A 12,439-nucleotide genomic window follows, 5' to 3' on the forward strand; every position below is an offset into this window, starting at 1 on the left:
GTTTTACTAGCTTAAATCTATATCAAATTTCCGGAAATATAGAGGTGCAGAAGATGAAGAAGATATTGCTGTCCTTGTTAGTTTTATTATTTCTTTGTTCGTGTCAAAAACAATTCAGCGCGGAAGTATGGAAAGATGAACCTGAGCAAAGAAATAGTATGGTAGATCATCTAATTAATAGAGGCGAGTTGAAAGATAAAACGGAGAGCGAAATTATTAGCTTATTAGGCGAACCGGAGCAAAAGATCGAAGAACCCAATCATGAATTTGTATATTACTTGGGGAGAGCGGGTCTGGGAGTTGACGACAGTCTGCTCAAATTGAAATTCGGCAAAGATGGTAAGCTAGAAAGCCATCTGATAACCCATGATTAGAGTGACACCAAATAAGCCATCTTTAGAACGCTAAAACGTTCCATTAGATAGCTTATTTTCATTGAATCATTCCATTCTTATTTGGACAGCACACGTCTCTCTTAGCTACAATGAAAATAAATCATAATAAATGGGGCTGTGGCGAAATGATCTATGATAAAATCACGAATGCAGGGCTGTATGCTTTTCCTAACGTTCGATTAATGAAGGCTGTTGCGGATATGAGCCATAATCTGCACGGTGAAGCGGCCGAAACAAATGATTTTAAAAAGAACAGCCTTTTATTTACGACGGTCCCCAAAGGGGAAAAACGATTCGAAGCGCATCGGAAGTTTATCGATATTCATGTCGTTCTAGAGGGAAGAGAGTACGTGGAGGTAAGCGATGTTGAGCGGCTTTCCGATTTGACGGAGTACGATCCGGAGCATGATATTCAATTCGGCGATGCATCAGCGGGGCATGCCTTCAAAGGTTACTTAGAGCCAGGCTACTTCCTCATTTGTTTTCCTGAGGACACACATTTGGTGGGAGCTCATGAGCAGTCTGAACAAACGGTGAGAAAAATCGTCTATAAAATCGAAGCTTAACAAGAAAGAGCCGCACCCAGTACTGGGACGCGGCTCTTGTTATTTGTTCAGTTCGACATCCACCAATATATCGGGATGAACAGGAGGGAGGTCACGATGCCAGCTACGCCCATCGCAAAGCCGCTCATGCTGCCTTGCATTTCGGAATCTCGAAGGAGCTTTGCCGTACCGATGCCATGTGAGGAGGTGCCGATGGCAACGCCAATCGCAATGCCATTTGTCAGCCGAAGCGAGGTTAACAGCTTCTTTCCGAACATGCTGCCAAAAAGTCCGGTAAGGACGGTTAATACGGCAGTTAGCTCAGGTAGTCCTCCCAGCTGGCGTGAAATTTCTAACGCAATAGGGGAGCTCACCGACTTTGGAAGCATGCTCAGCAAGATTTCACGGCTGCCGCCGAGCAGGGCAACAAGAGCGGCGGCGCTTGCGATGCTCGTAAGCGAGCCGACGGTTATCGCGATTAGAATGCTGATGAAATGTTTTTTGATCAGTCCAACGTTTTTGTATATCGGCACGCCGAGCGCCACTGTCGCGGGTCCGAGCAGGAGGGTAAGGACATCTCCGCCTGCTTTGTAGGTTTCATAGGGAATGTGAAAGCTAAGCAGAAGCAGAATAATGAACCCCGAGCATAGAAAAAGCGGGTGCAGCCAGCGCCACCGAAGATGGATGAGCTGTGCGGCGGCATAGGCGGCAACGCTAAGCGTAATGCCAAATAACGGCTGATTGATCCATGCTTGCAGATTCATTCCGCACCGCCTTGTGTTTCTTTTCTCAGCAGCTTAGCCGTAACGAACCCGGTTGCCAGAAGGGAGGCTACAGCGCTCCCGATAACGCCTATTCCAATCGACAGCCAATTGGATCCGATCAGCGGGAAAAAAACCATCGTCCCTACCAAAAATGGAATAAAAAACAGCATCATATGCCCAGTTAGCCAGCCTGCTGCCTGCTCCACCCACTCCAGCTTGATTAACTTCGTAAATAACGCGACGAGAAAAAGAATAAGACCGATGACATTGCCGGGCAACGGGATGTGTAGGCTCAGATGAAGCCAGCTTCCCAGCAAATTAAAGGCTAGTAATATAGCGAATCCTAACATAATGTCTCCTTTTTTTTGAAAATGCTTCAAGCGCAAGTAAAGTTAATTTGCCGGCAGCCGGATGCTAATGGTCGTTCCTTCCCCCAGCTGGCTGTCAATCTCAAGTCCGTATTGCTCCCCAAAATAAAACAGAATGCGATCATGCACGTTCTTGATTCCTATATGCGCCTCGTCGAGCGTGTCTGACGGCTGAGAGAGACGGTATCGGAGCTGCTTTAGCTGCTCCTCACTTATGCCGACGCCGTTATCTTTGATCATAATCAGCATCTCATTGCCGGAGCGCAATGAGGATACTTCAAGCTGACCGGGGCCGCTGCGGCGTTCCAAACCATGCACGATGGCGTTCTCGATCAAAGGCTGCAGCGAGAAATGCATCACCTGAACGGTTTCGCTATTTGGCGCTAACCGCTCGATATATTGAATTTTATCCCCGAAGCGCAGCTGTTGTATTTTGACATACAGACGGATGTGCTCCAGCTCCTCCTTAAGCGTTACCGTATCCTTGCCGGTTTGAATATGGATTCGAAACAGCCGCCCGACAGTACCGACCATCTCGCCAATATCGCGCTGCCCGTTTATGACCGCCTTCATCTGGATGGACTCCAGCACATTTGCAAGAAAATGCGGATTGATTTGACTCTTTAGCGCGCCAAACTGTGCGACCTTTTGCTGAGCCTTCGCCATTGAAGATCGTTCAATATAGTTTTGCAGATCCTCGACCATTTTGCGGATGCCTTGATACAGAACGCCGAACTCATCCTGACGGTCACTGCTTAGATCAACATCAAATTTGCCCATGCCGACCATTTTGACCTGCCTGCTCAATAAAATAATCGGCTTTGTTACGCGCTCCGACAAGATGTACATGAACAAAATGGCAGTGCCAAGCGATAGAATGGCTAACGTTAAAATGATTTTTCCAAGTATAGCGGCTTGCTTTGTCATCTCCTTCTCCGCGATATACTGGATGACCTTCCAATTCGAATAACCAGAGGTTACAAAATTGATATAAGACTTGGTATCGGCTACATCGGCATAAAAGCTGCCGGAGTCTTCCTCCAAAAAGGTTCGGAGCGTGTTATCCTCTAAAGAAACGGATGTGTTAATGTCTGCGTTTGCATCGGAATGGTAAGTGATGCCGCCTTTATCATCGATAATAATAAAATTGCGTTTGCTCGTCTCGGATAACTTCAAGATTTCCCGCAAAGAATCGAGGCGAATGTCGATGAGCATGACGCCTAACGGCTGCTTGCTGCCGACCTTGTTGATCACCCTCGCGATGGAGATCACCGGCTCCTTGGAGTTGGTTCGGTGAAAAGGAATATGGCTGCCAAAGAGGATGACGCCGCCTTTTTTCTGCTGAGTCTGAATATACCAATCCTCTTTGGTGAAGTCTTTAAAGTCGTAATCGGCACGGTTGAAATTTGCGGAATAAAAGACGCGGGAGCCCGCATAAATCTGCACGCTGTCGACATTTTTAATCGTCATTTCGATCGAGCTGATGAAATGCTCAATCGTATTGCCGTATTGAATGCTCTGGTCGTTGCCCGCATTGTCTTTGCTGTTCGTCCAATGCTCAAGCGCGATTTGAAGCCGGCTATCCATTTGGGCATTAAGCGTGCCTTTCTCGATGCTTTGCAAATACTGGTCAATATTAAAGGAGAGATTGTTGAGAATAAGATTGGAGCTGCTTTGATATTCGTTTTTGACGGCCTGATTTGAAAATATGTAAATAATTGCCGATATGACGAGCAGTGGAATGGTGATTGTTAAAACCATGAGCACAAAAATTTGATGATTGACATGCTTCATTCGGTATTGGTAGGTGGACCTGCCTAATTTTCTCACGGGGTCACCATCCTGATTGTTTTCTGTAATCGGTCGGTGTCATATTCGTGATGCTTCTAAACGTTTTGACAAAATGCTTATAGCTCTTATAGCCGCACATCGTACACACATCAGTGATCAAATAGTCCGGCTTCCTCAAGCATTCCTGCGCAAATTGAATGCGGATCTCGGTGACGAAGCGCATGTAGTTTTTGTCGAGCTTCCGCTTGAACAGCCGGCTCAAATAAGAGGGATTGTAGAAGAAGCGGTCAGCAACCATTTGCAGCGTAATCTCTTGATCGATATTTTGCTTGATGAAGGACGCGATATGCTCAAAGATGATGACATCCTGTTGGTGGTGCTGCGTTAACCCTTCTGTATAAACGAGCCCCAAATGCACCATCCATCTGCCCAGCCACTCAAAAAGCGCATCAAGCGTTGGGAAATCGTCCACGAATGTAAGGTTCAAAAGCTTTTCGCTATATACGCCTTCAATATGGATGCCGTTTTTATGGGCAAATCGAATCGTAACGCTGATTAATTCTTGTAAATAAGCAAGCGCTTTTTCAAAAGAAGCAGAGGAAGTTTTACTCAAAACCGCATGGGCCAGCCGCTGCATGAGCAGCTCGGTCTCTAGTTTATTGCCGCTTTCCAAGCAGGCAACGATCCGTTTACGGTCATTTTCATCCAGCTGGATAAGGGCTGCTTTGGTTGTTAGGGAAGCGTCTCCCAAGCGGTCTGCAAGGAATACGCAGCGGCCTGCCTCATAAAAACGCTCATACAGCGCTTTATCCGTTTGATGCAGCAGTTTATTCATTTGGGATAAATCGGATGTAAGCTTGCCTAACGCCATGAACAGGGAGGTCTGGTGCTTATTGCCAGCGCTAATTAGCATAGGCTCCAATTGATCCTGTATGTTCCCGGCTATAGAGACTTCGAATTCGCTAGCGTTATTAGCTGGCAACGCAATCATGCCATAGAGCTTTGTTTTATAGGCATAGGTGAGAATATGGCGCGGAATAGGGTTGGGAAAAAGAGTCTGTGCCGCATCCGATAGGAACGCCTCGGCTTGCTGCCTGCCCCAGCTGCTAGGCTGCGTATGCGCTTCCAGCAACGGCAGCCATGTTAATGCAAATGGTTGGTATATATACGAGTCGCACTTCCATTCGCATAACTCGCCGATCATAGATTCATCAACCTCAGCATGCTCATCCTCAAGCAGAAGCTTCACGAGCTCGCTCCCTCTGAGCTTCGAGCTTTGCTTCATCTCCGTCTCCAAAATAGACAGGCTTTGCTGCTCATGCCGCTTCTGCTTAAGTATTTCCATGCCATCTTTTATGGTTGCCAGACTCTCCTCATACTCTAGTGGCTTGAGCAGAAAAGCATGGACTCCGCCCGCGCGGATCGCGCGCTGCGCATATTCAAAATCATTAAAACCTGTCAAAATAATAAATAGCGTACCGGGCAGCGTCACGCGGAGCTGCTCGATCATTTGAAGGCCGTCCATCTCAGGCATCCGAATATCAGTGATGACGAGATCAGGCTTCTCTCGGAGAGCAAGCGCAAGACCGTCCTTTCCGTTCTCTGCTTCAATAATGGAATGAACCTCAAGCTCTTCCCAGGAAAAATAATGTTTTAATCCCAACCGTATAATGGGTTCATCCTCTACAATCATTAGTTTAAACATGATATTCCCTCCTGAAGGATATGCCTATAGTGGATTTCTTCGATAGATGTAATGAATTATAACATGCTAATAGAATGATAGAAGGAACATGTCAGAATACGACCATGAATGTCAATCGTAAGGGATTCTTCTAAATTTACAAATGTTTTATGATTAGCGCAAGGGATAAAACGTTCTCATTTTATTCCAAAACATAATGGGGGGTATTCGAATGACGGTTATGAAAAAAGGACTTATGACGATTGTAGGTGTCGCTTTACTAGGCATGCAGCTAGCAGCCTGCGGAAACTCGAACACGAATACGAATGCGACAAATGCGCCTAGCAATACAGCCAGTGATACGCCTGCTACCGAAGCAGCCGCCAAGCCCGTTGAAATTACGTGGTGGAACTTCCCAACTTTCCAAGCGCTGGACGGAGAGGTCGGCAAATATGAGAAAGAAATTATTGCCGCATTCAATGAGAAAAACCCGGAAATTAAAGTTAATTTAGAAATGATCACCTTTGAAGGCGGCCCTGAGAAGCTGAATGTCGCGATCGCATCCAATACAGCGCCTGATGTCATCTATGATGCACCTGGACGCATTATCGATTGGGGCAAAAAGGACTTGCTTGCTCCGTTGAATGATATGGTAACCGATGAAGTGAAAAATGATATTTCGCCAGCCTTCTGGAAGCAGTCGAGCGTAGGCGATCAAATTTATATGTATCCGATTAATACCGCGCCGTTCATGATGGCTGTCAATAAAACGATTTTCGAGAAAATCGGTGCGCTGGATCTGCTTCCGCTGAACAAAGAGGACAGAACTTGGACGTTTGACGAGTACAAGAAAGCGCTGCAAGCGGTTAAAGAGAAAGCGCCGGAGGTTATTCCAACCGGGTTTTTCGCCAAAAGCCAAGCTGGAGATCAAGGAACACGCGCATATATCGCTAACCTAGGCGTATCCAGATTTTTGAATGAAGATAATTCCGCAGTAGCCATTAATACAGACAATGCCGCAAAGGCGCTGGATTGGATCGTTCAAGCGACCAATGATAAATTAAGCGTCGCTGGCGCAGCCTCGCTTGCTGCGGCAGATGTGAACGATTTGTTCCTGCAAGGCAAGCTTGCCTTCACGCTGAACTATTCCGCTGTTCTTAAAGCGCAAAACGTATCCAAAAAAATGGTCGAGTTTGAAGATGTGTTGCTTCCGTTCCCTACAATGGACGGTTCCGAGCCTAAGCTTGAGCCTTACCTTGGCGGCATGGCCGTGTTCAACAACGGCAATGAGGATAAAATTGCAGCTTCCAAAAAATTGATCGATTTCATCGCGAATGATGCGGTATACGGCAAGAAGAACTTGATTCAAACCGGCGGGCTATCCGTTCGTAATTCCGTAACTGGCCTGTATAACGACCCAGAGTACACTTACGCGGAATATGCCCGTAAATTCACGACGGATGCACCAACAATCGCAGACGGTTATGCCGATATCCGTACGTTCTGGTTCCCTGAATTGCAGCGGGCATTGATCGGCGGCGCTACGGGCAAAGAAGCTTTGGACAGCTTTGCCAAGAGTGCGAACGAAGCGATTGCCAAAGCAAAAGCAGCTGCAAAATAAAAAACATGGCGTCCATGAGAGAGTAGAGTGCGCGAGTGCTCTGCTCTTTTTAAAACATCGAAGAATGGGGAGAGGGAAATGGAGGCAACCGTCCGCAAAACGAAAGGTTATGTGCTGCGCGATTGGCTGATGAGCTATATCTTTTTACTGCCGGCGTTTGGATTTTTTCTGCTCTTTGTCGCTTATCCAATGGTCAAAGGGATTTATATCAGCTTTTTTGATTACTCGTTGAGAGACTTTAATTTTATTTGGTTCGACAACTATATTTCGCTGGTTCATAACGAGACATTTTTGAAATCGATGAGAAATACGCTTCTGCTTGTTGTCATTACCGTACCGATCGTTATCGTGTTCTCTATATTTGTAGCGGTCAATATTTATAAGAAAAAAGAGTTTGCGAGATCCTTCTTTCGAGGCGTGTTCTACTTGCCGGCCGTATCCTCTGTCGTCAGCATTACGGTCGTATGGGGCTGGATCTACCATCCGAACTACGGCATTCTCAATTACCTGACAAGCTTGTTCGGCGCTGAGCCTATTTCTTGGCTTGGGGACACGAGGACTGCGCTGCTCGCGATCATCGCCGTTTTAATTACGACATCCGTTGGTCAGCCGATCATTCTGTATGTCGCATCGCTTGGCAACATTCCAACCTCCTACATTGAAGCGGCGGAGCTTGACCGCGCGACGCCTTGGCAAATTTTCCGGAAAATTGTTTGGCCGATGCTGATGCCTACCAATTTGTATATTATCGTGATCACGACGATTAATACGTTCCAGTGTTTTGCTTTGATTCAGCTGCTTACCTCGGGAGGTCCCGTTTACAGTACATCAACCGTCATGTATGGCGTATATGAGCAAGCATTCGTACTCGGGCATTTCGGCAACGCCTCCGCGATGGGTGTTTTACTCGCAATCGTCATTGGCATCATTTCCATTATTCAATTCAAATACTTTGGCAGCGATGTTGAGTACTAAGGGGGGGACATCATGAGTGCATACCATTCATTAGAAATGAAAACAACGATGATGCAGCCAAACAAAAAAAGCGCATGGAAAAAAGATTTTACCGTATCGAAAGTGCTGGCTGGCATCCTTTTAATATTGGCTACTCTATTTTTTATCTTTCCTTTCTATTGGGTCGTTTCCGGCTCCTTTAAGCTTCAGACCGTAGCGACCACCATTCCGCCAGAATGGTTCCCGCTCAAGCCAACGATGCAGAACTGGACGGAACTGTTCAAAAATCCGGTGGAGCGCTGGATGTTCAACAGCTTCATAATTGCCTTGCTGGAGATGATTGCGATCTGTGTCGTTTCATCGCTTGCCGGATATGTGCTTGCCAAAAAATCATTCCCCGGCCGCGTCGTTATATTTACGATGTTCGTGGCGGCAATGGCGCTGCCTAAACAGGTTATTTTGGTGCCGCTCTTTACGATGCTGGCCGATTTCGGCTGGGTGAACACGTATAAGGGACTTATTTTACCGGCGATCGGCTGGCCATTCGGCGTGTTTCTCATGAAGCAATTTGCCCAAACGATACCGGGCGAGCTGATCGAGGCAGCAAAGATCGACGGGTGCTCGGAGCTGCGCTTGTTTACAACGATCATATTGCCTTTGCTAAAACCAGCATTAGGCGCACTTGCTATCTTTACGTTCATTACGTCATGGAATGATTATTTCAGCCAGCTCATTATGACAAGGTCCACCTCAATGATGACGCTTCCGCTAGGCGTAGCAACGCTTAGAGGCGAATTCACGACAAACTACGGGCTTTTGATGGCAGGCGCGGCACTGGCCTCTATCCCCATGATCGCTATCTTCCTTTTATTCCAGAAGGCGTTTACGCAAGGCATTACGATGGGAGCCGTTAAGGGGTAAGGGCTTCGGGGATTGCTATATCAAAATTATCTAATAACGGAGGCTATTATACGATGAAACCATATGATTTGGATCGGTTCAAAGGCATTACAATCGCGATGTATTCCAGCTACAACGAGCATGGCGAAATCAATAAAGAAGCGGCGCGGAAGCTGGCACGGCACTACGCTTCAACTGGTGTAAGCGGCCTTTATGTGGGAGGCAGCTCAGGCGAGGGGATGCTGCAATCCACGGAGGAGCGCAAGCAAATGCTGGAGGCGGTCATTGCGGAGGTAGGCCAAGAGCTTACGATTATTGCCCATGTCGGAGCGCCGTCAACGCGGGACAGCGTAGAGCTGGCGAAGCATGCGGAGCAAGCAGGCGCTCATGCCGTGTCGGCCGTGCCGGCAATCTATTACCGGTTATCTCCGCAAAGCGTCGAAGCGCATTGGCAGGCAATCGTGGACAGCACATCGCTGCCGTTTATTATTTATCATATTCCACAAACGACGGGCTTTCAGCTATCGAAGGGACTGCTCGTCAAGATGGCGGCACAAGGCAAAGTGATTGGCGTAAAGATCTCCGCTGAGAGCACGTTTGAGCTTCAGCAATTCAAGGCTGCCGGCGGCAAGGACTTCCTCGTATTAAATGGACCAGACGAGCAATATCTGGCTGGCCGGAGCATCGGCGCGGATGGGGGAATCGGCGGTACGTATGGCGTCATGCCGGAGCTGTTCTTAAAGATTGAGCAATGTTACGTACAAGGTAAAATGGCGGAAGCACAGAAGTGGCAGTTCATCGTTAATGAGCTTATTGTAGAGCTGCTGTCCTTCCCGTCCTTATATGGGGCATGCAAGGCGATATTGAAGCTGCGCGGCTTCGAGACAGGCGAGCCTAGAATGCCGTTATTGCCTGTTGCAGCTTCCGATATGGACCGAATTGAACTGTTGAACGAAAGAATCTTGAATGATATATCGCAAGCAAAGAGCTTAGCGTAAACATTGATTGACTCGGAAAGGGAATAAGCCAATATGACTCGAATGAATGATATTTTTCGGAAGCAAGGGCTAATCGTTTCCTGTCAGGCGCTCGAACAGGAGCCGCTTCATGGCGGCGATGCGATGGCAAAAATGGCACGTGCTGCCGTAAGCGCAGGCGCCATCGGCATTCGAACGAACGGCGTACCGGATATTGTTGCCATTAAACATGAAGTGGATGTACCGGTCATCGGACTCATTAAGCGGGATATGCCGGGCTCGGCGATCTTCATCACACCGACGCTGGAAGAAGTGAAGGCTATCGTAGCAGCCAAAGCGGATATCGTTGCGCTCGACGTGACGAACCGCGAAGGACGGTTGGAAACCGTAAAGGCATTGATCGAGTATGCCCATGAACATGGCGCAGCGGTGATGGCTGACATCTCTACGCTTGAGGAAGGGCTTGCAGCCGAGGAGCTTGGCGCGGACTTCATCGGCACAACCCTTTCGGGATACACGCCGTACAGTACGCAGCAGGAAACGCCGGATTTTGAATTGCTGGAGCAATTATGCAAAGCGGTAAACGTTCCGGTCGTTGCGGAAGGACGGATTTGGACGCCGGAGGAGGCGGCGAAAGCATTAAATACCGGGGCATCTTATGTCGTTGTAGGCAGTGCGATTACAAGGCCGCAGCTGATTACGGCGCGTTATGTCAGCGCACTTCGTACGCGATAGGATGAAGGAGGGAAGCTTGTGGATTTGCAATGGTTTGATCCCCTAGCAGAGTATGCCATTGGCGTGGATATTGGGGGCACAAAAATAAATGCCGGCGTCGTAAGCGCGAAAGGGGATGTCCTGCACACTTTAAGCCTCAGCACCTTGGCTGGGCAAGCCAAAACAGCAGACCGTGTGCTGCAGGCTGTTCGGGAATTGCTGGCAGAGGTGAAAGCAGAGCAGCCAGCCATCCAGCTTAAAGGCATCGGCATTGGCAGCGCCGGGCAAATCGATTGGGCGCAGGGCAGCGTGCGTTCTGCCTCCGACCTTATTCCTCATTATGCAGGAACAGAACTGAAACGTATGGTGCAGCAGCAGTTTCTTCTGCCAACCATTGTAGATAATGACGTGAATGTGCTTGCGCTGACGGAGAAATACCTTGGAGCGGCGCGGGGCGTCGACCATTTTCTTTGTCTTGCTCTAGGAACGGGAGTGGGCGGAGCGATCGTCGTTGACGGCCGCCTGGTTCATGGGTCATGGGGCGGAGCCGGCGAGCTTGGACATCTGTCAGTCGATTTTAATGGCAGGCCTTGCTTATGCGGGGGGAAGGGCTGCTTGGAGCAATATGCATCTGGTACGAACATTGCCCGCCGGATGCAGGAAAAGCTCCAGATGAACGGCCGCCTCAGTGAAAATGTAGACGCACGCGAAGTGTTTGCATGGTGGGAGGCGGGCGATCCGCTTGCCGCTGAGGTAATGGAGGAGACGGTGGCTGCGCTAGGCTCCGCTATCGCTTCCTTCATCCATATGTTTAATCCGGAAGTCATCGTAATCGGCGGCGGCGTTGCTGAAGCGGGCGAGCGTTTGTTCGCAGGAATTAGGGATGAAATAAGCCGCAGGTCGATGCCGTCGATGATGGAGGGCGTCCGGATTACTGCTGCCTATCGCGGCAATTTATGCGGGATGATCGGTGCGGCTTTGCAGGTGTGGGAATATGGGGAATCCTAATAGAAGCTTAAAGAGCGGGTAGTCAATCCTTTGACTATCCGTTTTTATTTTATTATAAATTATTCATTTTGAATAACTTTAACATAAATTAGTCATTATTTCTGATATAATATTCGAAAAGCGAACTTTTGTGGAGTGGGAGGATTTATATGAGGTTTAATACTGTACTGTACAAGCTCAAAGGACTCTACAAATTCGGGAAAACAGCTCCAAAGCTGCGCGGCAAAGTGTTTGTTAATCGAACAGGTGCGATCGAGGTCGGTAGAAACCTTTCCATCGTTGGGCATCCATGGGCTGTTCAAATTACGAGCACCAAGGGCGCGAACCTAACGATTGGGGATCATGTCTATATTAATGCAGGCGTTGGAATTGCAGCCAATAAGGAAATTACGATAGGCGATCATGTGAAAATAGGTCCAAGAACGAGCATTTTCGATAGCAATTACCATCGCATGGATAGCGCCGATAAAGGCGAGCTTAGCAAAAAAATAACGATTGGCAACAATGTCTGGATTGGAGCCGACTGCACCATTCTTCCTGGCGTCACGATCGGCGATAATTCGGTTATCGCAGCTAAAAGCACCGTTAACAAAAACGTACCCAGCAACGTGCTTGCAGGGGGAAGCCCCGCTAAGGTGATCCGCGAGCTGGAGATTGAAGAGGGCTGGGTTCGGGATTAGCGGTTTCATGCATAAAGGCGAGTCTTCCTCCCGGACTA

13 protein-coding genes are annotated in these 12,439 nt (G+C 48.1%); 9 read left to right on the top strand and 4 right to left on the bottom strand.

Translation table 11 applies throughout. From position 1 onward, the window contains the following. The first annotated feature begins 53 nt into the window (after nucleotides 1–53). Both A7975_RS20775 and A7975_RS20780 read left to right on the top strand, forming a co-directional pair. Nucleotides 54–374 (top strand): hypothetical protein, encoded by a 321-nt coding sequence (locus tag A7975_RS20775; protein WP_065386359.1) that lies wholly within the window; start codon nucleotides 54–56, stop codon nucleotides 372–374. A gap of 146 nt (nucleotides 375–520) precedes the next feature. Next, nucleotides 521–961, top strand: coding sequence for a NanQ anomerase/TabA/YiaL family protein (locus A7975_RS20780; protein ID WP_065386360.1), 441 nt, complete (start codon nucleotides 521–523; stop codon nucleotides 959–961). A 47-nt stretch (nucleotides 962–1,008) separates the two neighbouring features. Here the strand turns inward: A7975_RS20780 and A7975_RS20785 are convergent, their stop codons facing one another. From A7975_RS20785 to A7975_RS20800, 4 genes are read right to left on the bottom strand one after another with little or no spacing between them, the layout of a single operon-like run. Beyond that, nucleotides 1,009–1,704, bottom strand: coding sequence for an LrgB family protein (locus A7975_RS20785; protein WP_053375149.1), 696 nt, complete (start codon nucleotides 1,702–1,704; stop codon nucleotides 1,009–1,011). After that, a complete protein-coding gene (locus A7975_RS20790; RefSeq protein WP_053375150.1) occupies nucleotides 1,701–2,054 on the bottom strand; it encodes a CidA/LrgA family protein in 354 nt (117 codons plus the stop codon). Before A7975_RS20790 ends, A7975_RS20785 begins: the two co-directional genes overlap by 4 nt. 42 nt (nucleotides 2,055–2,096) lie before the next feature. Further along, entirely contained in the window at nucleotides 2,097–3,902 is a 1,806-nt protein-coding gene (locus A7975_RS20795; RefSeq protein WP_065386361.1) for a cache domain-containing sensor histidine kinase, read from the bottom strand. A 4-nt stretch (nucleotides 3,903–3,906) separates the two neighbouring features. Further along, entirely contained in the window at nucleotides 3,907–5,568 is a 1,662-nt protein-coding gene (locus A7975_RS20800; RefSeq protein ID WP_065386362.1) for a response regulator transcription factor, read from the bottom strand. Between the two features lie 211 nt (nucleotides 5,569–5,779). On the opposite strand from A7975_RS20800, the gene A7975_RS20805 reads away from it, so the two are divergent. The 7 genes from A7975_RS20805 to A7975_RS20835 all read left to right on the top strand — a co-directional run bounded on the left by A7975_RS20805 (nucleotide 5,780) and on the right by A7975_RS20835 (nucleotide 12,401). Beyond that, nucleotides 5,780–7,168, top strand: a complete 1,389-nt coding sequence (locus tag A7975_RS20805) for an ABC transporter substrate-binding protein (RefSeq protein WP_065386363.1) — start codon at nucleotides 5,780–5,782, stop codon at nucleotides 7,166–7,168. Between the two features lie 78 nt (nucleotides 7,169–7,246). Further along, the gene (locus A7975_RS20810; protein ID WP_053375154.1) at nucleotides 7,247–8,143 is read left to right on the top strand and encodes a carbohydrate ABC transporter permease; all 897 of its coding nucleotides are present in this window, start codon (nucleotides 7,247–7,249) and stop codon (nucleotides 8,141–8,143) included. A gap of 12 nt (nucleotides 8,144–8,155) precedes the next feature. After that, a complete protein-coding gene (locus A7975_RS20815) occupies nucleotides 8,156–9,043 on the top strand; it encodes a carbohydrate ABC transporter permease (RefSeq protein ID WP_231637486.1) in 888 nt (295 codons plus the stop codon). 53 nt (nucleotides 9,044–9,096) lie between these two features. Beyond that, the gene (locus A7975_RS20820) at nucleotides 9,097–10,020 is read left to right on the top strand and encodes a dihydrodipicolinate synthase family protein (RefSeq protein ID WP_065386364.1); all 924 of its coding nucleotides are present in this window, start codon (nucleotides 9,097–9,099) and stop codon (nucleotides 10,018–10,020) included. A 42-nt stretch (nucleotides 10,021–10,062) separates the two neighbouring features. Then, nucleotides 10,063–10,734, top strand: a complete 672-nt coding sequence (locus A7975_RS20825) for an N-acetylmannosamine-6-phosphate 2-epimerase (RefSeq protein ID WP_065386424.1) — start codon at nucleotides 10,063–10,065, stop codon at nucleotides 10,732–10,734. Between the two features lie 18 nt (nucleotides 10,735–10,752). Continuing rightward, nucleotides 10,753–11,721, top strand: a complete 969-nt coding sequence (locus A7975_RS20830) for an ROK family protein (protein ID WP_082198330.1) — start codon at nucleotides 10,753–10,755, stop codon at nucleotides 11,719–11,721. A 149-nt stretch (nucleotides 11,722–11,870) separates the two neighbouring features. Beyond that, nucleotides 11,871–12,401, top strand: a complete 531-nt coding sequence (locus tag A7975_RS20835) for an acyltransferase (protein WP_053375156.1) — start codon at nucleotides 11,871–11,873, stop codon at nucleotides 12,399–12,401. Nucleotides 12,402–12,439 lie beyond the last annotated feature (38 nt).

The sequence above is a fragment of the Bacillus sp. FJAT-26390 genome (assembly GCF_001682865.1).
Lineage (GTDB): Bacteria > Bacillota > Bacilli > Paenibacillales > Paenibacillaceae > Pristimantibacillus.